This window comes from Kribbella sp. NPDC058693 (assembly GCF_042715335.1).
In the GTDB taxonomy this organism is placed as follows: domain Bacteria; phylum Actinomycetota; class Actinomycetes; order Propionibacteriales; family Kribbellaceae; genus Kribbella; species Kribbella jiaozuonensis.
Window position 1 is genome coordinate 919,064 of record NZ_JBHXSQ010000002.1, and the last position, 21,454, is coordinate 940,517.

22 protein-coding genes are annotated in these 21,454 nt (G+C 67.0%); 13 read left to right on the top strand and 9 right to left on the bottom strand.

Going from position 1 to position 21,454, the window contains the following annotated elements:
- Positions 1–2 precede the first annotated feature (2 nt).
- The 6 genes from ACFWUU_RS13985 (at position 3) to ACFWUU_RS14010 (ending at position 6,330) form a co-directional block, all read left to right on the top strand.
- Positions 3–1,085 (top strand): mandelate racemase/muconate lactonizing enzyme family protein, encoded by a 1,083-nt coding sequence (locus ACFWUU_RS13985; RefSeq protein WP_137255405.1) that lies wholly within the window; start codon positions 3–5, stop codon positions 1,083–1,085.
- Between the two features lie 21 nt (positions 1,086–1,106).
- Positions 1,107–2,426 carry a sugar ABC transporter substrate-binding protein gene (locus ACFWUU_RS13990; RefSeq protein ID WP_137255404.1) on the top strand — a complete coding sequence of 440 codons (1,320 nt, stop codon included), beginning with the start codon at positions 1,107–1,109 and terminating at the stop codon, positions 2,424–2,426.
- A 4-nt stretch (positions 2,427–2,430) separates the two neighbouring features.
- Positions 2,431–3,477 (top strand): mandelate racemase/muconate lactonizing enzyme family protein, encoded by a 1,047-nt coding sequence (locus ACFWUU_RS13995; RefSeq protein ID WP_380175643.1) that lies wholly within the window; start codon positions 2,431–2,433, stop codon positions 3,475–3,477.
- Positions 3,478–3,602: 125 nt separating this feature from the next.
- Positions 3,603–4,388 carry an SGNH/GDSL hydrolase family protein gene (locus ACFWUU_RS14000; RefSeq protein ID WP_380175645.1) on the top strand — a complete coding sequence of 262 codons (786 nt, stop codon included), beginning with the start codon at positions 3,603–3,605 and terminating at the stop codon, positions 4,386–4,388.
- 104 nt (positions 4,389–4,492) lie between these two features.
- Complete coding sequence (locus ACFWUU_RS14005; RefSeq protein ID WP_380175647.1) at positions 4,493–5,482, top strand: DNA glycosylase AlkZ-like family protein; 990 nt, start codon at positions 4,493–4,495, stop codon at positions 5,480–5,482.
- A 32-nt stretch (positions 5,483–5,514) separates the two neighbouring features.
- Positions 5,515–6,330, top strand: coding sequence for an SRPBCC family protein (locus ACFWUU_RS14010; RefSeq protein WP_380175649.1), 816 nt, complete (start codon positions 5,515–5,517; stop codon positions 6,328–6,330).
- Positions 6,331–6,359: 29 nt separating this feature from the next.
- Here ACFWUU_RS14010 and ACFWUU_RS14015 read toward each other — a convergent pair whose 3' ends face one another.
- On the bottom strand, positions 6,360–6,887 hold the full coding sequence (locus ACFWUU_RS14015; protein WP_380175651.1) for a MarR family winged helix-turn-helix transcriptional regulator: 528 nt from the start codon (positions 6,885–6,887) through the stop codon (positions 6,360–6,362).
- Positions 6,888–6,941: 54 nt separating this feature from the next.
- Here ACFWUU_RS14015 and ACFWUU_RS14020 point away from each other — a divergent pair, with 54 nt between their 5' ends.
- From ACFWUU_RS14020 to ACFWUU_RS14040, 5 genes are all read left to right on the top strand, one after another.
- Positions 6,942–7,649, top strand: coding sequence for an SDR family NAD(P)-dependent oxidoreductase (locus ACFWUU_RS14020; protein ID WP_380175653.1), 708 nt, complete (start codon positions 6,942–6,944; stop codon positions 7,647–7,649).
- A 37-nt stretch (positions 7,650–7,686) separates the two neighbouring features.
- Positions 7,687–8,736 carry a LacI family DNA-binding transcriptional regulator gene (locus ACFWUU_RS14025; RefSeq protein ID WP_380175654.1) on the top strand — a complete coding sequence of 350 codons (1,050 nt, stop codon included), beginning with the start codon at positions 7,687–7,689 and terminating at the stop codon, positions 8,734–8,736.
- A gap of 89 nt (positions 8,737–8,825) precedes the next feature.
- A complete protein-coding gene (locus ACFWUU_RS14030) occupies positions 8,826–10,115 on the top strand; it encodes an extracellular solute-binding protein (protein WP_380175656.1) in 1,290 nt (429 codons plus the stop codon).
- A gap of 14 nt (positions 10,116–10,129) precedes the next feature.
- Entirely contained in the window at positions 10,130–11,068 is a 939-nt protein-coding gene (locus tag ACFWUU_RS14035) for a carbohydrate ABC transporter permease (RefSeq protein WP_380175658.1), read from the top strand.
- Positions 11,065–11,946 (top strand): carbohydrate ABC transporter permease, encoded by an 882-nt coding sequence (locus ACFWUU_RS14040; protein WP_380175660.1) that lies wholly within the window; start codon positions 11,065–11,067, stop codon positions 11,944–11,946. The genes ACFWUU_RS14035 and ACFWUU_RS14040 overlap by 4 nt, the downstream gene beginning before the upstream one ends.
- Before the next feature lie 577 nt (positions 11,947–12,523).
- Here ACFWUU_RS14040 and ACFWUU_RS14045 read toward each other — a convergent pair.
- From ACFWUU_RS14045 to ACFWUU_RS14080, 8 genes are all read right to left on the bottom strand, one after another.
- Positions 12,524–12,874: a YciI family protein gene (locus ACFWUU_RS14045; protein WP_137255393.1), complete on the bottom strand. Its 351-nt coding sequence runs from the start codon at positions 12,872–12,874 to the stop codon at positions 12,524–12,526.
- Positions 12,875–12,946: 72 nt separating this feature from the next.
- A complete protein-coding gene (locus tag ACFWUU_RS14050) occupies positions 12,947–13,402 on the bottom strand; it encodes a carboxymuconolactone decarboxylase family protein (RefSeq protein WP_380175662.1) in 456 nt (151 codons plus the stop codon).
- 38 nt (positions 13,403–13,440) lie between these two features.
- Positions 13,441–14,223 carry a sugar phosphate isomerase/epimerase family protein gene (locus ACFWUU_RS14055; RefSeq protein WP_380175664.1) on the bottom strand — a complete coding sequence of 261 codons (783 nt, stop codon included), beginning with the start codon at positions 14,221–14,223 and terminating at the stop codon, positions 13,441–13,443.
- A gap of 3 nt (positions 14,224–14,226) precedes the next feature.
- A complete protein-coding gene (locus ACFWUU_RS14060) occupies positions 14,227–15,051 on the bottom strand; it encodes a carbohydrate ABC transporter permease (RefSeq protein ID WP_137255390.1) in 825 nt (274 codons plus the stop codon).
- Positions 15,041–15,985, bottom strand: a complete 945-nt coding sequence (locus tag ACFWUU_RS14065) for a carbohydrate ABC transporter permease (RefSeq protein WP_380175666.1) — start codon at positions 15,983–15,985, stop codon at positions 15,041–15,043. The genes ACFWUU_RS14060 and ACFWUU_RS14065 overlap by 11 nt, the downstream gene beginning before the upstream one ends.
- Positions 15,986–15,990: 5 nt before the next feature.
- Positions 15,991–17,313 (bottom strand): ABC transporter substrate-binding protein, encoded by a 1,323-nt coding sequence (locus ACFWUU_RS14070; protein ID WP_380175668.1) that lies wholly within the window; start codon positions 17,311–17,313, stop codon positions 15,991–15,993.
- 8 nt (positions 17,314–17,321) lie between these two features.
- Positions 17,322–18,464 (bottom strand): mandelate racemase/muconate lactonizing enzyme family protein, encoded by a 1,143-nt coding sequence (locus ACFWUU_RS14075; RefSeq protein WP_380175669.1) that lies wholly within the window; start codon positions 18,462–18,464, stop codon positions 17,322–17,324.
- A gap of 11 nt (positions 18,465–18,475) precedes the next feature.
- Positions 18,476–19,501 carry a hydroxyacid dehydrogenase gene (locus tag ACFWUU_RS14080; RefSeq protein ID WP_380175671.1) on the bottom strand — a complete coding sequence of 342 codons (1,026 nt, stop codon included), beginning with the start codon at positions 19,499–19,501 and terminating at the stop codon, positions 18,476–18,478.
- A gap of 70 nt (positions 19,502–19,571) precedes the next feature.
- On the opposite strand from ACFWUU_RS14080, the gene ACFWUU_RS14085 reads away from it, so the two are divergent.
- A complete protein-coding gene (locus tag ACFWUU_RS14085) occupies positions 19,572–20,462 on the top strand; it encodes a LysR family transcriptional regulator (RefSeq protein WP_380175674.1) in 891 nt (296 codons plus the stop codon).
- 34 nt (positions 20,463–20,496) lie between these two features.
- A complete protein-coding gene (locus ACFWUU_RS14090; RefSeq protein WP_380175676.1) occupies positions 20,497–21,447 on the top strand; it encodes an SDR family NAD(P)-dependent oxidoreductase in 951 nt (316 codons plus the stop codon).
- The last annotated feature ends 7 nt before the right edge of the window (positions 21,448–21,454 follow it).

Genomic DNA, 21,454 nt, shown 5'->3' on the forward strand with positions numbered 1-21,454 from the left:
GTATGCGGATCACGAACATCGAGTCGATCATCCTGCTCGACAAGCTGCACATCGTGAAGGTGCACACCGACGAGGGCCTGGTCGGTGTCGGCGAGGTCAGCCCGATGAACGCCCACGTCTCGCACAGCGTCGTGGAACAGGCGCTGGCGCCGCTGCTCATCGGCGAGGAGGCGACCGACATCGAGCGGCTCTGGCGCCGGCTCTACACCAAGCCGTACAAGCTCGGTCCCGGCGGCGCGCAGCTGAACGCGATCGCGGGTATCGACATCGCGTTGTGGGATCTGCTCGGCAAGGCGGCCGGGTTGCCGACGTACCAGCTCCTCGGCGGCAAGTACCGGCAGAGCGCGAAGGTCTACGCCAGCTCGATGTCGCGCAGCATGACACCGGAGCAGGAGGCCGAGCGCGCGCAGTCCTTCCAGGAGAAGGGCTTCCACGGTTACAAGATCCACTCGTCGACGCCGTGGATGCACGACGACGGCTTCGACCAGACCATCGCCACTGTGACGGCGGTACGCAAGCTGGTCGGGGACGACTTCCCGATCCTGGTCGACGTCAACAACGCGTACTACGAACACACCGCGATCAAGCTGGCCCACGCGCTGGAGGACCTCGGCGTGTGGCACTTCGAGGAACCGCTCGCCGCCCACGACTACGCGGCGTACGGACGGCTGGCCGATGCGGTCGACATCCCGATCGCGGCGGGGGAGCAGGAGTACACCACCTGGCAGTTCCGCGACCTGATCCTCGACGGCAAGGTCGACATCCTGCAGCCCGATGTCATCAAGTGCGGCGGGATCACCGAGTTCAAGAAGATCGCGGTGCTCGCCGACACGTTCACCAAGCCGATCACGGTGCACAACACGCAACAGACGATCGGTACGTCGGCACACGCGCATCTGTGGGTCAGTACGCCGTCCTGCGTCTACCCGCAGGAGTACAACATCGAGCACAACCCGATCCTCGACGACGTACCGATCTGGAAGAACCCGCTCGTCCCGGTGAACGGCGAGATCACGCCGTGGGACCTGCCCGGTCTGGGCATCGAGCTGGACGACGACGCGGTCGCCAAACTGCGGACCAATTAACTTCAGAGAACAGGAACGACCATGCCCGCATCAGAGATCTCCCGTCGGTCCATCCTCCGGGCCCTCGGCATCGGCGGCGGCGCACTCGCCGCCGGAATCCCACTCGCCGCCTGCGGCAGCAACGGCAGCGGTGGCGGAGGAGGTGGCGGTAACGCCTCCTGGATGACCTGGGACACCGAGAGTGGAAGCCCGATGTACACCGTGGCCCAGAACTGGGCCAAGCAGGCCGGCAAGACCCTCGACATCCAGTCGATCCCCGGCGACGACTACGACACCAAGCTCCGTACGGTGCTGTCGTCGGGCGCCGCGCCGACCGCGATCCGGATCAACGACGACTACGTCCGCGGGTACTACGCGGAGGGTTCGCTGCTCGACCTGCGCCCGTACCTGGAGAAGGACGGGATCAAGCCGGACGACTACTTCCCGGTCGCCTACAACTTCGCCAAGCAGCCCGACGGCGCGCACGCCGCCTGGCCGATCATGACCAACCCCGGCGTCCTGTACTGCAACACCGATGCGTTCGCCGAGGCCGGCGTCGAGCTGCCCCCGAAGGACTGGGCGAAGAGCGGCTGGACCTGGGACGACTTCGTCGACGCGGCCAAGAAGCTGACCAAGCCGAACGGCGAGCGCTGGGGCGCGCTGGTCTTCCCCGACACCTCGCTCGAGACCGTCTTCCCGGTCAGCAACGGCGGCGACGGCATCTACTCCAAGGACGCGACCCGGTTCACACTGGCCGAACCGCAGGGCGCGGAGGCGATCCAGTGGGTCGCCGACCTGTCGCTCGTCCACAAGGTGCACCCGGACTTCGCGACCGTCACCGCCGGCCGTCAGACCCCGAACTGGGCGCTGGCTCAGCTCGGCACCGGCAAGGCCGCGATGCTACTCTCGCTGACCAGCGGCATCCCGTACCTGCGCACCAACGCCAAGGTGAAGTGGGACATCTTCCCGACGCCGATGAAGGTACGGCGGACGACCGTCAACACGCTGACCGTCCTCGCGGTACCGAAGGCCTCGAAGGACCCGGACGCCGCCTGGGACTTCCTGAAGTACTGCGCCGGCGCGGACGCGGCGAAGCTGCTCGCGCAGTCCCGCGGCTTCATGCCGGTCGCGAAGAGCTCGTCGGCGCTGTTCGTCCCGGACGACAAGTCGCCGTCGAACCTTGCGCTGGTGACGCAGGCGCTCGACAACGCGGTGAACGAGAACTTCAGCCGCTACATCGAACGTGCCCGGACCATCTACCGGCCGGTGCTCGACGACGTCTGGAGCGGTAAGAAGACCGCCGAAGCGGCGCTGGGTAGCGTCAAGCAGAAGGTCGAAGACGTACTCGCAGGCAAGGGATGACCGGATGAAGATCACCGATATCAGCGTCGAAGTCACCTCCGAACCGAAAGCGCACGCGGTCCGCGACGCGATCCAGTTGCTCGACCGCAACGGGCACACCCGCGTGCAGATCGACACCGACGAGGGCGTGAGCGGCGTCAGTACGACGTACTTCGGTCGCGTCGAGAGCTCGCCCGCAGTGCTCGCCCACCTGATCACCGACCAGCTGGCGCCGGCGATCATCGGCGAGGATCCGGCGCTGATCCGCGGGATCCGGCAACGGCTCCAGACGCTGACCGATTACCAGGGGACCGCCGGGTTGTCGTCGTACGGCATCTCGGCGATCGACCTGGCGTTGTGGGACCTGCTCGGCAAGTCGCTCGACGTCCCGGTGTGGAAGCTGCTCGGGGCGCAGCGGACGGCGATCCCGACGTACGCGATGGTCGGCTGGCTCGAGCTGGACGTCGCGGGTCTGGAGAGCGTGTCGGCCAAGGCGATGGAGCAGGGCTTCCGCGGCGTGAAGATGAAGGTCGGCGGCGGTCCGCTCAGCGAGGACGTGCAGCGGATCAAGGCGGTCCGCAACATCATCGGGCCGGACGCGCCGCTGATGGTCGACGCGAACCAGGCCTTCGGGTACTCCGAGGCACTGCGGCGAGGCCGGGTGTACGAGGAGCTCGACTGCCGGTGGTTCGAGGAGCCGCTGCCGGCCGCGGACACCGATGCTCATGTGCGGCTGGCCGAGAAGCTGGACATCCCGATCGCAACGGGGGAGAACCGGTACGGGCAGGCTGCCTTCCGGGACTTGATCGCGCGGGGTGGCGTCGGCGTCGTACAACCTGATCTGCGGCGGGCCGGTGGGTTGACCGACTGTCTGGAGATCGGGTTGATGGCGGCCGGGTTCGGGGTGCCGTACGCGTCGCACGGCGGGGGAGCGCATATCCACGTGCTCGCGGCGTTGCCGAACACGATCTATGTGGAGAGCGGTCTGCTGCCTGAAGACGGGAGGGTCGAGCTCGTCGACGGCTGCTATCCGCTGCCGCCGGGGCCGGGGTTGTCGTCCTGGAACGGCTAGTTGATGACTGGCACCGGGAATCCACGGTTAATTTGTTACTAGGACCTTGTGTGTTACTCGCCAGTCAGCGAAGGTGACGTTGAGTACTTCAGTCGCCACCCCTCGCTTACAAAGGCGGTCCGCCCATGAAGTCCATCGCCAGTCTGCTGTCCGCTGCGGCCCTCGGCGCCGCGATGCTCCTCAGCCCGGGCGTCGCGCACGCCGCGGCCCCGAACTACGTCGCACTCGGTGACTCGTACGCCTCCGGTGTCGGGACCCGCACCTATATCTCCGGTAGCGGGTCCTGCCAGCGGTCCACCAAGGCGTACTCGTACATCGATGCGGCCCGGATCGGTGCGAACCTGACGTTCGTCGCCTGCTCCGGCGCGAAGGTCGCCGACGTCACTGCGAACCAGTTGCCGTCGGTGACGAGTTCGACCAACATCGTCTCGGTCCAGGTCGGCGGCAACGACGCCGGCTTCTCGTCGGTCATCACCGAGTGCGCGAAGCCGTCGTGGCTCGGCGACTGCACCGGCGCGGTGGCCGGCGCCCAGACGATCATCAACAACACCCTGCCCGGCCGGCTGAACACGCTCTACTCGTCGATCCGGAGCCGCGCCGCGTCGGCGACGGTCGTGGTCGTCGGGTACCCGCGACTGTTCAACGGCACCGACTGCAACGCCGGCACGTTCTTCAGCCCCGACGAGATGACCCGGCTGAACGCGACCGCCGACCTGCTCAACTCCAAGATCGCGGCCTCGGCGAGCGCGGCCGGGTTCACATTCGTGAACCCGACGACGAAGTTCATCGGTCACTCCGTGTGCGGCAGCCCGGAGTGGATCAACGGACTGTCGAACCCGGTCAGCGAGTCGTACCACCCGAATGTCACCGGTCAGGCGGCCTTCGCCGACCTGGTCCAGCCGGCGCTGTAACGGCCTTTTTGCGGTGCCGCCCCGGTGCGAGCCGGGGCGGTTTCGTATTTCGGGATGCGGACACGCCCGGATCGTGGTGTCATGCTGGGGTGGCGCGGAGGTCTGTGGACTGGTTACTGGCGGCCAGGATGCAGGCGAACTGTTTGGCGCGTCCGGTGAACGAGGCCGGCCCCGGAGGGGTGGCCGACGTCGTGCGCCGGACGGGGGGCCTGCAGGCGCAGACCTGGCGCGGCGCCGCGTACGCCGTGCGCGCTCGCTCTACTTCGACTGTGTTGGCTGACGTTGCGCATGCCCAGTCGGTTGACCGCTCGGTGGTCCGTGGGTGGTTCATGCGCGGCACGCTGCAGCTGGTCGCGGTGGAGGATGCCGGTCCGCTGTTGGGGCTGCTCGGGCCGAAGTTGATCAAGGACTCCGAGCGTCGGTTCGGCGAGCTGGATCTGCCTGCGGATGTGCGCGCTCGGGCGGCCGACGTACTCGAGGAGCATTTGCTGGCGCACGGGCCGGCCGACCGGGCTCAGCTCGCCGCCGTACTGGTTGCGGCTGGGCTGATTGCCGAGCCGAAGGGGCAGGCGGTCTATGCGCTGATCCGGTATGCCGGGTTGCTCGGCCGCGTTTGCTACGGGCCGGGGGAGACCTGGGTCGCCGTCAGCTCCTGGCTTGGCAAACCGTTGGACCTCGCGGGCGACGTGGAAGATCTGGCCCGCCGGTACCTGAACGCCTACGGTCCTGCGACCGCTCGCGACTTTGCCACCTGGTCCGGCCTGTCTGTCCCCACTGCTCGCCGGGCCGTCGAGGCGGTCGCGACGGAGTCCTTCGAGGTGGACGGGGTTTCCGTCGTTGCAGTTGAGGATCTGCCTGGCTGTCGAGATCTGCGAATGCTGGGGGAGTTCGACGCGTATCTCCTCGGCTATCAGAACCGATTCCAGGAACTGCCCGCCGCGATCTTCCCCGGCGGCGGCATGCTCCGCCCGGCCGTCATCGAGGCCGGCCGCGCAATCGGCTCGTGGACGCACGCCGACTTGTCGGTGGAGCTGTTTGACGGCGGCCCCGACCTGTCCGCCGAACTGACGGACCTGGCCCGCTTCGCTGATTGATCGTATATGCCGGAGACGGTATATATAGATCCATGACCGAGACGCTGAGTTCTGAGAACGGCCGGACCGTACTGCGGATGCGGCGAGACCTGCGGCATCCGGCGGAGAAGGTCTGGCGAGCAATCACCGAGCCGAGCCAGCTGGCCGGGTGGTTCCCCGCTGCGGTCGAGCTGGACCTCCGGCTGGACGGCCCGGTCAAGTTCACCTTCGAACAGGACCCCGGCGCTCCGGTCGACGAGCAGAGCAGCGGGGTGATCCGCGCGTACGAACCGCCCCACCTCATCGAGTACACGTGGGGCGAAGAGGTCCTCCGCTGGGAGCTGCAGCCGACCGCCGACGGTTGCACCCTGCACCTGACCGCCACCTACGACGACCGCCCCGGCTCCGCCAGCTTCGCCGGCGGCTGGACCCTCTGCCTCGACGCCCTCGACCGGATCCTGGGCAACACCGTTCCAGAACGCGACTACCGAGAACTCCACGAACACTTCATCAAAGCCTTCGGCCTCGACCAAGGCACGGTCACCGAGGACGGCACCCTCCACTTCGAACGCCAGCTGGTCCAGCCAAAAGAAGCAGTCTGGACCCACCTGACCGGCCCCCAAACCCCCACCAAGGGCACCCCACCCCCCGCAGGCTTCGTTGCCAAGGGCATCGACCCCGGTCCGATCACCACCCTCGAACCCCCCACCCACCTCACCTACACCTCCACCACCGGCCCCATAACCTGGACCCTCCGAGACGGCAACGGCGGCGCCCGCCTACACCTCTCCCAATCCACCCCCGGCTCCGACCACCAGTCCGCGTGGCACGACCACATAGAAGCCCTGGCCGCAGACCTGTCCAGCTGACACGGGGCGAAGCGGCCGCGTAGCGCGGGCTAGCTGGTTGCCTTGGTTACCTCGTTGAGGAGGGTTTGTAGTTGGTGGGCTAGTCGGGTGCGGGCTGTGGGGGAGAGGGAGGCGACCAGTTCGGATTCTCGGGTGAGGACCTGGTCTACGGTGCGTTCGATGAGGGCGTGGCCGGCGGGGGTCAGGGCGACGAGGACGGCGCGGGTGCCGTCGTCTGCGGCGCGGCGGGTGACCAGGCCGCTGGATTCGGCGCGGGTGATGCGTTGGGAGATTGCGCCGGCGGTGACGAGGGTGCGGCGGGACAGTTCGCGAGTGGTGAGTTCGTACGGCGAACCCGCGCGCCGCAGCACGCTCAGCAGATCCAGCGTCGCGGGGTCCACGCCGGCGGCGGCGAGCACCCGGCGGCGGTCGTCGGCGAAGAGTTTGGCCAGGCGCCACAGCGGAGTGACGATCTCGATCGAGTCGGTCGGCGTGCCGGGGCGTTCGCGTTGCCAGGCGCGGGCGATCTCCGCCGCGGGATACGGACTCGGGGAATCGAGCGGGTAATTGTCGGCCACGACGACCATGGTACGTTTAGGTCTAAACATTTAGACCTAAACGTGAGGTGCGACATGAGGACGATCGTGGTGACCGGCGGCGCGACCGGGATCGGGCGAGCGACCGCCGAGCTGTTCCGCGCGGACGGCGACGAGGTCGTGATCACCGGCCGCCGCCCCGACGTACTCGCCAAGACAGCGGCCGACCTAGGAGCCAGGGGAGTGGTCTGCGACGCCACCGACCCCAAGCAGATCGAGCAACTGGTTGAGACGCTGCCGGACCAGGTCGACGTGCTCGTCAACAACGCCGGCGGCAACACCGACTTCGGCCGCCCGGACGGGGATCTCGAGCAACTCAAGGCCAACTGGCTCGCCAACCTCGAGGCCAACCTGATCAGCGCCGTCCTCACCACAACCGCCCTCGCCTCACGACTCACCACCGCAGTCATCCACCTCGGCTCGATCGCCGGCGCCCGCGGACCAGGTTCGTACGGCGCCTCCAAGGCCGCCCTCGCGATGTGGAACGCCGACATCGCCGCCGAACTCGGCCCGCGCGGAATCACCTCGAACGTCGTCGCCCCCGGCTTCACCGCGGAGACCGAGTTCTTCCAGGGCCGACTCACCGACCAGCGCCGCGAGACGTTGCTCCAGGCAACGTTGACCAAGCGCGAGGGCCAGGTCGGCGACATCGCCGGCACGATCCATTTCCTCGCCTCACCCGCCGCCCGCCACCTCACCGCCCAGGTCCTGCACGTCAACGGTGGAGCCTTGATTACACGCTGACACGTGACAACGTGGGCCAGGTGTGACAATGGGCGACATGCGTCCCACCGTCAAAGATGTCGCCAAGCTGGCCGGGGTGTCGCCGAAGACGGTGTCGAACGTGATCAACGGAATCGTCTTCGTGCGCCCCGAGACCCGCGCCCGGGTGGAGAGCGCCCTGGCCGAGCTCGACTACGTGCCGAACATGAGCGCCCGCGGGCTCCGCAACGGCCGCTCCGGCATGATCGCGCTGGCCCTGCCCGACCTGCTCCGGCCGTACTCCGCCGAGATCGTCCACCTGGTCGTCGAGCTCGCCCACGAGCGCGGCTGGGGCGTGCAGATCGAGCAGACCGCGGCCGAGCCAAAGCGTGAGTTCGAGCTGCTCTCGAAGGCTCGCGCGTACCTCGTCGACGGCCTGATCCTGAACCCGGTGAACCTCGACGACAGCGCCGTGACCTCGGCCGGACCGCTGCCGCCGGTCGTCCTGATCGGTGACGTCGACCAGGACGTCGTCAGCCAGGTCGCGATCGACAACGTCGCCGCCGCGCGCGACATGACCAAACACCTCCTGTCCCGCGGCTGCCGCCGGATCGCAGTCGTCGGTACGCCGGAAATCCCGCGCGGCTCGAGCGGTGCCGGCGTACTCGCGGGCTCCGCCGAAGGTCCCGGTACGGCGGCCTCGCGGCTCCGGACCACCGGCTACCACCAGGCGCTCGAGGAGGCCGGCGTACCGATCGATCCGTCGCTCGAGATCGCCCTCGACCGCTGGCGCCCCGAAGGCGCGGCGACCGTCGTCGGCAAGTACCTCGCCGACCACGAGCTGCCCGACGCGTTCTTCTGCTTCACCGACTCGCTGGCCGCGGGCGCACTGGCCGCGCTGTGGGGCGCGGGCATCGCCGTACCGCAGCAGACGCTGGTCGCCGGGTTCGACAACATCCTCGAGAGTCAGTTCATGATCCCGCCGCTGACCACGATCGATTTCGACCGCCGGGAGTTCGTCGCGGCCGCGCTGGATCTGCTCGCCGAGCGGATGGCGGACAAGGACGCGCCGCCACGCAGGGTGATGATCCCGCACCGCATCGTCGAGCGCGCCAGTACCGAACGCTAACGGATACGTTTCCACAAAATCCCACATCGGAGTCTTGTCTCGCGCATTCTAACGATGTAATTTTCGGTTCGCCTCTCGAAGGAGACCGAATGACTGACCTATCCAGGCGCGGCGTGCTCAAAGCAGCGGCCGCGCTCGCCGGTGGCGGGTTGCTCGTCGGCTGCGCGCCCGGAGCGTCGCGGAAGACGACCGACCTGAGCTACTGGCACCTTCTGACCGGCGGTGACGGCACTGTGATGGCGGGCCTGGTGGACGCCGTCAATGCCGCGAACCTCGGCTTCCACGCAACCCAGACGGTGCTCGCCTGGGGAGCGCCGTACTACACGAAACTGGCGATGGCTTCGGCCGGCGGCCGGGCTCCGGATGTCGCGGTCATGCACGCGTCCCGGATTGCCGGCTACGCCCCCGGCGGACTGCTCGAGCCGTGGGACCTCGACCTGCTGGCCGAGGTCGGCCTGCACGAGAGCGACTTCCCGGCCCGCGTCTGGGAGAAGTGTCAGTACGACGGGAAGCTGTACGCGATCGCCCTCGACACCCACCCGTTCGTGCTCTACTACAACACCGAGCACGCCGAGAAGGCCGGTGTCACGGACGCCCTGCGGAGCATGAAGAGCCCGGAGGAGTTCACCGAGGTCGCGACCAAGCTGCAGAAGGTGACCGGCAAGCACGGTCTGTCCTACGGCTACCTCGGCGACGGCTCGCAGATGTGGCGGCTGTTCTACACGTTCTACCGGCAGACCGGCGCGGACATGAAGCTCGTACCGGGCCGGCCGGCGCAGGTCGACAAGGACGCCGCGGTCAAGACGCTGACCTTCATCCAATCGTTGCTCAACGACACGATCGCCTCGCGCAGCGGTGACGGCGGTACGGCGACGAGCGAGTTCCTGCACGGCGAGAGCGGGATGTTCTTCGGCGGCGTGTGGGAGCTGCCGGTGCTCAAGGACGCCAAGATGCCCGTCGACGCGCTCCCCATTCCAACGTTGTTCGGGACCCAGGCGGCATACGCGGACTCGCACACGTTCGTGCTGCCGCGGCAGTCAAAGGTGTCGCCGGAGCGCCGTAAGCACGTGTACACGATGGTCGCGGAGATCCTGAAGCGCTCGGTGAAGTGGGCCGGCGGCGGCCATATCCCGGCGTACCAGCCGGTGGCGAAGAGTGCGGAGTACCAGGCGCTGAAGCCGCAGTCGAACTACGCGGGCATCCCGGCGTACGTGAACTACGACCCGGACGCGTGGTTCACCGGCGCGGGCAGCGACTTCCAGAACTACTTCGCCGAGAACGTGCAGAACGTGTTCCTCGGCAGTGGTGACCCGGCGGCCGGGTTCGACGGGTTCGTCGCCCGGCTGAACAAGCTGCTCGACCGTCCGCAGCCGGTGTGAGAGGAGACAGACTGATGACAACTGCCATCGACACTCCGGCCGAAGCTGCGGCCCAGGAGGTCAGCGCACAGGGCAAGGCGCGGGCGAAGCGTGGGGAGACCCTCACCGGTTGGGCGTTCGCGGCGCCGTTCGCCGTACTGTTCGGGCTGTTCCTCGTCGTGCCGGCCTTGTACGGCCTGTACCTGAGTTTCACCGGCGAGACGTTGACCGGCGCGGGCAGCGGGCTGGTTGGTTTCGCCAACTATGCCGACGCGTTGCGCGACCCGGACATGTGGAAGTCGCTGGGCAACACGCTGTGGTTCACACTGCTCAGCACGATCCCGCTCGTCGTCCTGTCGCTCGCCCTCGCGCTGCTCGTGAACCTCGGCCTCCCGGGCCGCTGGTTGTGGCGCCTGTCGTTCTTCCTGCCGTACCTGCTCGCATCGACCGTCGTGGTGATGTTCTGGAGCTGGATGTACAACCCGACGCTCGGGCTGATCAACGGCGTACTGGCGAAGTTCGGTGCGGCGCCCGTGGCGTGGCTGCAGGATCCGAAGGTGGCGATGATCTCGGTCGTGATCACCACGCTGTGGTGGACGATCGGGTTCAACTTCCTGCTCTACCTGGCGGCGTTGCAGAACATTCCCGAGCAGCAGTTCGAGGCGGCCGCGATCGACGGCGCCGGCAAGTGGCGGCAGCTGTTCTCGATCGTGATCCCGCAACTGACGCCGACGACGGCGCTGATCGCGACGCTGCAGGTCCTCGCGTCGCTGAAGGTCTTCGACCAGATCTACATGCTGACGAACGGCGGTCCGGCCGGGAAGACGCGGTCGATCGTGCAGTACATCTACGAGTCGGGCTTCACCGGCTACCGGTTCGGCTACTCGTCGGCCATCTCGTACCTGTTCTTCGTGCTGATCGTCCTGGTGGCCCTGGCGCAGTACAAACTGATCAACCGCAGGAGCGCCGCATGAGCACGTACACGTTGAGCCGCGGGATCAAACAAACGCACAAGCCGGGTGAGAACCCGTGGAGCGTGTCCAGAATGGTCGCGCTGCTGGTACTTGCGGTCCTGGCCGCAACCTGGCTGGTGCCGTTCGCGTGGTCTGTCCTGACGTCGCTGAAGAGCGAATCCGACGCCGGCGCCGCAGGGATCACGCTGAACCCGCCGGACGGGTTCAGCTTCGATGCCTACCGCAAGGTGTTGTCAGCCGGTGACATCCCGGCCTGGGCCTGGAACAGCCTGCTCACGTCGGTGGCGATCACGTTGATCACGGTTGCCACGTCCGCGCTGGCCGGGTATGCGTTCTCGCGGGTGAACTTCAAGGGCAAACGTTGGTTGTACGCCGCGATCATCGCGGCGATCATCATTCCGCCGCAGTTGCTGATCGTGCCGTTGTTCCGGCAGATGCTCGCGTTCAACCTGGTCGACACGTACTGGGGCATCATCCTGCCGCAGTCGTTCGCGCCTGCGATGGTGCTGATTCTCAAGCGTTTCTTCGACCAGATCCCGGTCGAGCTGGAAGAGGCGGCCCGGGTCGACGGCGCCGGCCGGCTGCGGGTGTTCTGGTCGATCGTGTTGCCGTTGTCGCGGCCGATCCTTGCCGCGGTAGCGATCTTCGTGTTCATCGGTGCGTGGAACAACTTCTTGTGGCCGTTCATCGTGACGACCGACGCGCACCTGATGACGTTGCCGGTGGGACTGCAGACGGTGAAGAGTGCTTATGGGCTGCAATACGCGCAGAACATGGCCTCCGCGATTCTCGCCGCGCTGCCGCTGGTTGTCGTCTTCCTGTTCTTCCAGCGCCAGATCATCAAGGGGATTGCGACCACCGGCTTCGGTGGTCAGTAGTTGTCAGTAGGTTTTCGTGGACAGCAGTTCCGGAACTCGGGATTCCGATCACGATCCCTTGAAAACGTCGTCACTCTCAGCAAGGGTTGCTTGATCACTTCCGCGTCGTTTCCGGGTGCGGGAAGGACGGGGAGTGTGCGGTCGTGCGACCGCGTCCACCGCCACTCGGGGGCAGTTCACGATGAGAAGGGGGAAGTGTGTCAGCGATGAGAAGGCTCGCCGAGCAGTGCCGTGATGTGAGGAGTCACGGCAATGCGGGGCTCGGACGAGCTGCGATCCAACCGGCGGTTTGTACCGGCATCCACGAGGTGAGCTCGTCGATCAGCCCGGTGCGTCCGCGACGCGTGGCGATGCTCAGGTTGAGCAATGGAATGACGACCACGCTGCGACTTGGCGAGGGTGTCACGCTGCCTGCGCCTGGTAGCACTGTTTTCGTCCAAGGTGGCCGGGGCATGGGTGACCAGCCTGCCTCAGGTGGGGTCATCCTCGCTTCGCGCGAGCTTGTCCGGACGTCAACGGTCTGAGTCAGTGACTCGCCGGTCTCAGGTGTCGACGCCCAGCTGAGGCCGGCAAGTCCCTACGATTCCATCGGATCCGAGAACTCGCGGATCTCGATCGGGGAGTACGGCGCCTCGGGCAGGCGGGCGGCGATCTCGGTGGCGCGGTCGAGGGTGCAGTTGAGGATGTAGTAGCCGGCCAGGACTTCCTTGGCTTCGGTGAAGGGGCCGTCGGTGACGGCGGGGACGCCGTCGTGGACCCTGATCACGCGGGCGTTCGCGGTGGTGAGGCCCATTCCGTCGACGAGCTCGCCTTTTGCCTCGAGCTCCTCGGAGAGGGCGCGGTGCTGGTCAAGCACTTGCTCGATTCCCTCGGCGTGCAGGGTGTCCCAGGTTTCTTCGTTTCCGTAGATCAGCAGCATGTATTTCATCGCGTGCCTCCATTCACCCGGTACGTCGGAGCCCCGGACGCCTTCTCGACATCCGGGGCTCACGCTATCGAACTACCAGGTGGCGCCGGCGGGCTGACGCACGGTGGTGTTGATCCGGTTGAACATGTTGGTGAGCGCGATCATCAGCACGATCGCCGACAGTTCCTTCTCGCCGAAGTGCCTTTCCGCCTCGGCCCAGATCTCGTCACTGACCGCGGTCGGGTTGTCGGCCAGCCGGGTCGCGGCCTCCGCCATCTCGAGTGCGGCCCGCTCGGCGTCGGTGAAGAGGTCGGACTCGCGCCAGGCGGCGACCTGGTGCAGCCGCTCGTCGGTCTCGCCGTTCTTCAGCGCCGACTTGATCCCGCCGAACACACAGGGCGAGCAACCGTTGATCTGGCTGGCCCGCAGGTGCACGAGCTCCAGGATCTTGCCGTCCGTACCGGACTGGCCGATCGCCTTGTAGATGTTCTGAATGCCCTTGGTGGCGTCCGGCAGGATCTCCGCGGGGTTCGTCATCCGTGCTTGCATGGGAGGTTCTCCATCAGGGTTCGTGGTTTAGTTGCCATTCACTCCCTTGACGGATGCTGCGCGGCCGATGTGACAGCGAAGCGGAGATCTTTCCTGAGCCGTTCTTCGACGGGTACGGCGGGATCGGAGTACTGACCTGTCAGGCAGATCGGGCCCGCGTACCCGACCTTCTCCAGTGCGGCGAAGACGGCCGGCCAGTCGGCGAGACCGTCCTCGGCCTCGACGAAGTTCGTCTTCCAGCCGGTGTCCGTCCGCAGGTAGTGCACGTTCTTCAGGTTCACGATCCCGAGCCGGTCCGCGCCGAGCTCGAGCGTCACCGCGGGGTGGTCGCCGGCCAGCGCGTCGTGCGCCGCGTCCCACACGAGCTTGTACCGATCGGGCAGTCCTTCGAGCAGTTGCAGTACGCCGAGCGTCGATGACACGAACCTTCCGTGATGCGGCTGTACGCCGACCTGCACGTCGTACCGCTCGGTCAGTGGGACCGCCTGCTCAAGGAGAGCGCGGTTGCGCTGCACGGAAGCGGAGTATCCGTCGGGGCCGAGCTCGGCCATGATCCGGATCATCGGCGCACAGGCCTCGGCGCAGGCGGCGAACACCTGCTCGGACAGGTCGCTCGCGACGCTGATCGGTTCGATGCCCTCGGCCCGCAATTGCGCGGTGAACTTCGGCAGCTCGGCACCGGCGTTCGCCGGCGTGACGTACGCCGTGTCGCGGACCGGGATCTCGGCGCCGCCGAACCCGATGCCGGCGACGAGCCGGCCGAGCTCGTCGCCGGGAAGGCCGGACCAGGGCTTGGTGAAGACGGACCACAGATAGGTCATTGTTCAGCGACCTCCTAGACCACTCATGGTGATACCTCGGACGAACCAGCGTTGGGTGAGGAAGAACAGCACGATCAGCGGGATCGTGGTGACGGTCGCTGCCATCAGCAACAAGTTCCACTGGGTGCCGTTGGTGTCCTGGAAGACCTGCAGGCCGACTGCCGCCGTGCGGGTCGCGTCGCTGTTGGAGATGACGAGCGGCCAGAGCAGGTTGTTCCACTGGCCGATGAACTTGAACACGGCCAGCGTCGCGATCGCTGGCACTGCGAGCGGCACGATCACCCGGACGAATGCCTGCCAACGGTTCGCACCGTCCAGCCGGGCTGCCTCCTCGTAGTCACGTGGGATGCCGAGGAAGAACTGCCGCAGCAGGAACACCCCGATCGCGGTGAACGCGTGCGGCAGGATCATCCCGGGCCAGGTGTCGATGCCGTGCAGCTTCGCGACCAGCACGAACTGCGGGATCAGCGTCACTTGTGACGGGATCATCAGCGTGGCCAAGTAGATCCCGAACAGCCAGCTCCGGCCGGGGAAGTTCAGCCGTGCGAACGCGTACGCCGCGAGCGCAGCGGTGACCGTTTCGAGGATCGTCGTACCGCCGGCGAAGTAGATCGTGTTGAGCAGGTACTTGCCGAGGGGGACGAGGTCGAAGGCGCGGGTCAGGTTCTCGGGGTGCCAGCTGCTCGGCCAGAACGACGGCTTGGCCGCCATCGACTCGGCGTCGGACTGGAACGCGACCAGCACCATCATCACGACCGGGATCAGCGTGAGCGCGGTGACCAGGAAGCACGCGAAGACGATCAGCTTGCGGCGGGCATCAGTTGTCATAGTGCACCAACTTGCGCTGGAAGAGGAACTGGCCGGTGGTGATGACCACAATGAACGCGAACAGCACCAGCGACTGCGCCGCGGCGTACCCCTGGTCGTAGTTCTCGAAGCCGGTCCGGTAGATGTACATGACCAGCGTGGTGGTGCGGGTGCCCGGTCCGCCGTTCGTCATGATCAGTGCCTGGTCGAAGACCTGGAACGATCCGATCACCGACGTGACGATGACGAAGAACAAGGCGGGGGAGAGCATTGGCAGTGTGATGTGGCGGAAGCTGTTCCACGGCGACGTACCGTCCACCCGACCGGCTTCGTACAGCTGTTGCGGGATCGCCTGGAGGCCGGCGAGGAAGACGACCATGCCGAAGCCGAAGCTCTTCCAGACGCTCATCAGGATCAGTGCGGGCATCGCCCAGTTGTCCGAGATCAGCCACGCCGGTCCGTTGATGCCGAACCAGCCGAGCACGGCGTTCACCAGGCCGTCGTGCGGGATATAGAGCCAGATCCAGACGAACGCCACCGCGACCGTGATGGTTGCGTATGGCAACAGCAGCAGCGACCGGAAGACGGCGACCCGGCGTACGCCCTGGTTGAGCAGAAGCGCGAGGGCGAGGCTGACGACGATCGTCAGTGGCACGCTGACCAAGGTGAAGTACGCCGTGTTGCCGAGCGCGGACCAGAACGTCGGGTCGGGGCCGAGGCGGGCGAAGTTGTGCAGGCCGGCCCAGGTCGGTGCGCTGAACAGGTTCCAGTTCAGCAGCGAGATGACGCCTGCGGCAACGACCGGTCCGGCGGTGAAGATCAGGAAGCCGATCAGGCTGGGCAGGATGAACAGCCAGGCGGTGAGAGCCTCGCGGCTGCGCCAACGTGGGGTCGGTTTCGAGGTCGGTCGGGTTGGTGTGGGGGTGGTTACGGCTGGTGCTAGATCGACGGCCATCGGGTTCACCCCTTCCTGGCGGTGGCTTGGCGGACGGTGTCGAGGTGCTGGCGCATCAGGATGTCGAGGCGCGGGGTGAGCCCGTTGATCGCGTCCGGGACGCTGACCTGGCCGAGGAAGGTCCGGGGCAGATCCTGACCGAGCAACTGCTTGACCTGGTTCCAGTTCGTGGTGACGTCGAAGGCGTGACCGCCGGCGAGCTTGCCGGCCAGGATCTGCTGGACGATGCCGAGGTTGTCCGGCGGCGGCTGGAACGCGCTGCCGGCGCTGAGCCTGGCCGGGTTGTTGCGGCCGGCCTTGGCGTAGATGTCGAGTGCGCCGGTGCTGGTCAGGGTCTTCATCAGCTTCCACGCGAGGTCGAGCTCGGCACCATCGCGCACCCCCGATGGAATCGCGAAGCTGGATCCCGAGACCCGCGGCTTGCTCCCGGCAGCCCCGGCCGGGAACGGGATGATGTCCCAGTCGAACTTGGCCTTGCGAGCGTTGACGACCTGCCAGGGACCGTTCTGCATGAACGCGACGTTGCCCTGCATGAAGTTCGACAGCGAGCTCTCGGTGACGAGGTTCTTGATCGGCGGAGTGACCTTGTCCTTGACGAAGAGGTCGATGACGTACTGCAGTGCCTCCATCGCTTCCGGATCACCCAGCGTGCTGCGGCTGCCGTCGTCGCTCATCACGTTGCCGCCCGCGCAGTAGATCCAGGACACCAGGTCGTCGATGGCGGGCGCGCAGGTGAAGCCGTACTGCTGGCCGGGTTTGGTCAGCTGCTTGCAGAGGCCCCGGAACGTTGCCCAAGACATCGGCTCGGTCGGCGACGGCAACGGGATGCCCTGCTTCTTCAGCAGGTCCTTGTTGTAGTACATGACCGTCGGCGCGACGTCGAAGCCGATCGCGTAGGTCTTGCCGTTGAAGCTGCTGATGCTTCTGCTGGTCTGGTAGAAGTCGTCCAGCGTGAAGTCCGGGTCGTTGGCGATCAGGTCGTCGAGTGGCCGGTGCGCGCCACGGGCGGCGTACGTCGGGATCAGCGTGCCGTTGAGCGCGGTCACCAGGCTCGCCGTACCGCTGACGAGTTGGAGGTCGAGCTTGGTCGGGTAGCTGGGGGACGGCGTGAGGCTGGCGACGGACTTGACCTTGAGCTGCTGCTCGACGTACTTGCCGAAGTCGTCCCAGACCTTCTTCTCGGCGGCGCTGCTGGACCACATCGACCAGGTGGCGGCACCGGACGGCGGCCCGGACGAACACCCGGCCAGGGTTCCGGCCGCGGCGATCCCGAGTCCGGCGAAGCCGGTCATCCCCAGGAAGCCGCGGCGGGACAGCTTTGTTTGCATGGTTCTCCTCACCGATAGAGCAGGTCGATCGACTCCGCGCGGATGCGTTCCTCGTCGACCTCGACGCCCAATCCAGGGGCGGTGGGGACCGTTGCGACGGCCTTGGTGATGCTCAGCCCCTCGACGTAGAGCTCGGTCAGCAGCTCCGGCCCGTTGAGCTCGGCGGGCAGGGCGAGCTCGAGCTGACTGAACACGTGCAGTGCGGCGGCGAACGCGACTCCGCAGTCGGTCAGGCCGCTGGCGAGAATCTCGAGACCGCCGGCGAGCGCGGTCTGGGCGGTCTTCAGTGCGTTGCGCAGTCCGCCGGACTTGCAGACCTTGACGACGACCAGGTCGGCGGCGTTGAGCTGGATCGCGCGCGCCAGGTCCTGCGCGGAGAAGCTGCCTTCGTCGATCGCGATCGGCAGGTCGATCAGCTCCCGCAGCCGGGCCATGGCCAGCGTGTCGGTACTGGGCACCGGTTGCTCGATGCAATGAATCGTACGGATGCCCGCGGTCCGGTTACGCAGCTGCCTCAGAGCGCTCGGTCGATACGACTGGTTCGCGTCGAGCCAGAGTGGCTTGCCGTCGGCAACCTCTGCGACGGTCTCGATCGCGGCGGTGTCCGCATCCAGATCGCCGCCGATCTTGACCTTGTACGCCGCATAGTCCGACGACTGGATCGCATGCTCGCGTACGGCATCCTGGTCCCCGACCCCGATCGCCGAGCAGAGCGGGATCTCGTCGTGGATCTTCCCACCGAGCAGCGCATGCACAGGTACGCCGGCCAGCTTGCCCGCCGCGTCGTGCATCGCGACATCGATCGCAGCCCGGGCGAACGGGAACCCGTTCGACACCGCCGGGCTGAGCCGCTTGGCCGCGCGCTGATGAAACAGCTCGACATCGAACGGCGTGAGCTCGAGCAGGATCGGCGTGAGATGCCGCCGGATCACGACCGCCATCGTCTCGGCCGTCTCGTAGCTCCAGCTCGGCAGTGCGCGCTGCTCACCCCAGCCGACAACGCCGTCCTCGGTGGTCAGCTTCACGAAGATCACCGCGCCGGCCTGGTCGGGTGCTGCATCGGGCGAGCCGACCGCGCCGCTGCCGAGTACGAACCGGCGCGCGAACGGTACCGCGACCGGGAAGACCTCAACCTGGGTAATACGTGACATGGCCGTTCCTCTCACGCGGCGATCGACCACGACGCGGGATCGACGAAGCTCGGACCGCGGGTGCCGTTGTCGAGCCACTGCAGTGCGTCCTTGAGCACGTAGCCCGCGAGCGCGAGGTGGCCCTCGGCGGTGTCACCGGCGACGTGCGGAGTCAGTAGGAGATTCGAGGCCGCGAGCGTCTTCGCGTCGAACTGCGGTGGTTCGGGGTCGTAGACGTCGAGCGCCGCGTAGATCCGCCCGTCGAGCGCGTGCTCGAGCAGCGCTCGTTGGTCGATCGCCGGTCCGCGCGACGAGTTCACCACGACCGCGCCGTTCGGCAGGTTCTCGATCAGGGCGCGGGTGATCATGCCCTTCGTCTCCGGCACGTTCGGGACGTGGATGCTGAGGAACGGCCCGCTGGCCGCGTCCTCGAGCGTCGTCGTTCGTACGCCGAGTTCGCCGGCGCGCTCGGCCGTCAGGTACGGGTCGTAGACGGCCAGGTCGCAGCCGAACGGCTTCAGCAGCGTGATCAACGCCCGCGCGGTGCTGCTCGCGCCGATGATGCCGACCTTCGCGCCGGCCAGTTCATGACCTCGGTACTCCGTCTGCTTCCACCCGCCCGCGCGGACCGCGCCGTCGAACCGGGGCAGCCGCCGCGCCAGCGTGAGCATCGACGCGAGGCAGTACTCGCCGACCGACCAGGCGATCCGGGGACCTGCCGAGAAGACCGCGACGCCCTGGTCGAGGATGACAGGGTCGATCAGGTTCTTGACCGTACCGGCCGCGTGCGCGACCACCTTCGGACCGTTGCCGCCGGACCACAGCTCCTTGCCGAGATGCGGCGTACCCCAGCTGGTGAGCAGGACGTCGGCGCCGGCGGCCAGCTCGGGTACGGCGGCCGGGTCGAGGGCCGGCGGTTTCGCCGCGGATCCGGGGCCGGCGGTGTGCTCGGGCGTTGCCCAGACCACCTCGAAACGGTCCTCGAGCAGCTGTCGAGTGTTCGCGTCGACGACATCGGCGGCACGTTCGGGTGAGAAGAGTGCGGCGAGTTTCGGCATGGCATGACGGTAAGCGCATTCCGTTATGCAGGTCCAAGCCCGATTGCGCATGAACCGATACCGTGCACGCATGGACATGTCGCTCCAGCAACTCCGCGGATTCGTCGCGGTCGCCGAGGAACTGCACTACGGCCGGGCTGCCCAGCGGCTCAACCTGACCCAGCCGCCGCTGACGCGCCAGATCCAGGGCCTCGAACGAACGCTCGACGTCCGGCTGTTCGACCGCACCGGCCGCGGGGTTCGGCTGACCGCGGCCGGCGACGTGTTCCTCGAGCACGCCCGCCGCGTCCTCGCGCTGCTCGACGTCGCTCCGGAGGCAACCCGCCGCGCGGCCGACGGGACGACCGGGACGCTGCGGCTCGCGTTCACCGCGATCGGGGCGTACGCCGTACTCGCCGACTTCCTGACCATGGTCGGCAAGCGCACGCCCGGGGTGACCGCCGAGCTGACCGAGCTCGTCAGCCCGGCGCAGTTCGAGGCGCTGGCGAACCTGGAGATCGATCTCGGGCTCGTCCGGCCGCCGATCCCGGCGCAGTTCGAGTCGATGCTGGTGCATTCCGAGGACCTGGTCCTCGCCGTACCGGCAAAGCATCCGCTGGCCGACGGGGACGGGCCGGTCGCGCTGGTCGATGCGACCGACGACTACATCGGCTACAGCCCGGAGGGCTCGCAGTACTTGCATGACATCTGTGCGGCGATGATCGGGATGGACCGGTACGCCGTGAGCCAGCTCGCCTCGCAGGTGCCGACGATGCTCGCACTCGTGCGGGCCGGTCTGGGATGTGCCTTGATCCCGCGGTCGATCATGGCGATGGGCGTCGAGGGCGTCCGGTACCGCGAACTGGATGCGGCCGATGCGCACTCGGTGACGCTGCACGCGTGCTGGAGTCCGGACAATCCGAACCCGGCGCTGCAGCGGTTGGCGGAGTCGTTGCGGCAGGATCCGCACCTCGGGGCTTGACTTTGAGCGCACTCTAATTCATAGGCTGCTCACCATGAGTGGACAACACAAGATCGGCTCGGGTTTCGGGCACGACAGCACCGCGGACGAGGTCCTCGCCGGGATCGACCTGACCGGCAAGCTGGCGATCGTCACCGGCGGATACTCCGGTCTCGGTCTGGAGACCACCAAGGCGCTGACCAAGGCCGGCGCACATGTCGTCGTACCGGCCCGTCGTCCGGATGCGGCGCGGGAAGCGCTGGCCGGAGTCGATGATGTCGAGATCGACGAGCTGGATCTTGGCGACCTGGACAGCGTGCAGGCGTTCGCGGACCGGTTCCTCGCGTCGGGGCGGTCGGTGGACATCATGATCGACAACGCGGCGATCATGGCTGCTCCGGAGACGCGGGTCGGTCCGGGCTGGGAGGCGCAGTTCGCGACCAACCACCTGGGGCACTTCGCGCTGGTGAACCGGTTGTGGCCGTCGCTCGTGGCCGACGGCGGCGCGCGGGTCGTATCGGTCTCGTCGACCGGGCACCGTCGGTCGGACATTCGCTGGGACGACCTGGAGTTCCGGCAGGGGTACGACAAGTGGCAGGCGTACGGGCAGGCGAAGACGGCCAACGTGCTGTTCGCGGTCCAGCTCGATGCCCTCGGCAAGGATTCCGGCGTGCGGGCGTTCGCGCTGCACCCGGGCGGGATCCTGACGCCGTTGCAGCGGCACCTCGAGAAGCAAGAGATGGTCGACTTCGGCTGGATCGACGAGGACGGCAATCCGCTCAGCACGGCGTTCAAGAGCCCGGCGCAGGGTGCCGCGACACAGGTCTGGGCCGCGACCTCGCCGCAGCTCGACGGGCTGGGCGGCGTGTTCTGCGAGGACTGCGAGATCGCGGAGGTGTCGACCGACGACGCTCCCGGCGTACGGCCGTATGCGATCGACCCGGCATCGGCGGCGCGGCTGTGGACGGTCTCGGCTGAGCTCACGGGCGTGAACGCTTTCGGATAGAACTGTG

What these genes read in the sequence shown, in the direction of transcription:
- ACFWUU_RS13985 (WP_137255405.1), top strand. Translation starts at nt 3, where the DNA reads ATGCGGATCACGAACATCGAGTCGATCATCCTGCTCGACAAGCTGCAC.
- ACFWUU_RS13990 (WP_137255404.1), top strand. Translation starts at nt 1,107, where the DNA reads ATGCCCGCATCAGAGATCTCCCGTCGGTCCATCCTCCGGGCCCTCGGC.
- ACFWUU_RS13995 (WP_380175643.1), top strand. Translation starts at nt 2,431, where the DNA reads ATGAAGATCACCGATATCAGCGTCGAAGTCACCTCCGAACCGAAAGCG.
- ACFWUU_RS14000 (WP_380175645.1), top strand. Translation starts at nt 3,603, where the DNA reads ATGAAGTCCATCGCCAGTCTGCTGTCCGCTGCGGCCCTCGGCGCCGCG.
- ACFWUU_RS14010 (WP_380175649.1), top strand. Translation starts at nt 5,515, where the DNA reads ATGACCGAGACGCTGAGTTCTGAGAACGGCCGGACCGTACTGCGGATG.
- ACFWUU_RS14020 (WP_380175653.1), top strand. Translation starts at nt 6,942, where the DNA reads ATGAGGACGATCGTGGTGACCGGCGGCGCGACCGGGATCGGGCGAGCG.
- ACFWUU_RS14025 (WP_380175654.1), top strand. Translation starts at nt 7,687, where the DNA reads ATGCGTCCCACCGTCAAAGATGTCGCCAAGCTGGCCGGGGTGTCGCCG.
- ACFWUU_RS14030 (WP_380175656.1), top strand. Translation starts at nt 8,826, where the DNA reads ATGACTGACCTATCCAGGCGCGGCGTGCTCAAAGCAGCGGCCGCGCTC.
- ACFWUU_RS14035 (WP_380175658.1), top strand. Translation starts at nt 10,130, where the DNA reads ATGACAACTGCCATCGACACTCCGGCCGAAGCTGCGGCCCAGGAGGTC.
- ACFWUU_RS14040 (WP_380175660.1), top strand. Translation starts at nt 11,065, where the DNA reads ATGAGCACGTACACGTTGAGCCGCGGGATCAAACAAACGCACAAGCCG.
- ACFWUU_RS14045 (WP_137255393.1), bottom strand. Translation starts at nt 12,874, where the DNA reads ATGAAATACATGCTGCTGATCTACGGAAACGAAGAAACCTGGGACACC.
- ACFWUU_RS14050 (WP_380175662.1), bottom strand. Translation starts at nt 13,402, where the DNA reads ATGCAAGCACGGATGACGAACCCCGCGGAGATCCTGCCGGACGCCACC.
- ACFWUU_RS14055 (WP_380175664.1), bottom strand. Translation starts at nt 14,223, where the DNA reads ATGACCTATCTGTGGTCCGTCTTCACCAAGCCCTGGTCCGGCCTTCCC.
- ACFWUU_RS14060 (WP_137255390.1), bottom strand. Translation starts at nt 15,051, where the DNA reads ATGACAACTGATGCCCGCCGCAAGCTGATCGTCTTCGCGTGCTTCCTG.
- ACFWUU_RS14065 (WP_380175666.1), bottom strand. Translation starts at nt 15,985, where the DNA reads ATGGCCGTCGATCTAGCACCAGCCGTAACCACCCCCACACCAACCCGA.
- ACFWUU_RS14070 (WP_380175668.1), bottom strand. Translation starts at nt 17,313, where the DNA reads ATGCAAACAAAGCTGTCCCGCCGCGGCTTCCTGGGGATGACCGGCTTC.
- ACFWUU_RS14075 (WP_380175669.1), bottom strand. Translation starts at nt 18,464, where the DNA reads ATGTCACGTATTACCCAGGTTGAGGTCTTCCCGGTCGCGGTACCGTTC.
- ACFWUU_RS14080 (WP_380175671.1), bottom strand. Translation starts at nt 19,501, where the DNA reads ATGCCGAAACTCGCCGCACTCTTCTCACCCGAACGTGCCGCCGATGTC.
- ACFWUU_RS14085 (WP_380175674.1), top strand. Translation starts at nt 19,572, where the DNA reads ATGGACATGTCGCTCCAGCAACTCCGCGGATTCGTCGCGGTCGCCGAG.
- ACFWUU_RS14090 (WP_380175676.1), top strand. Translation starts at nt 20,497, where the DNA reads ATGAGTGGACAACACAAGATCGGCTCGGGTTTCGGGCACGACAGCACC.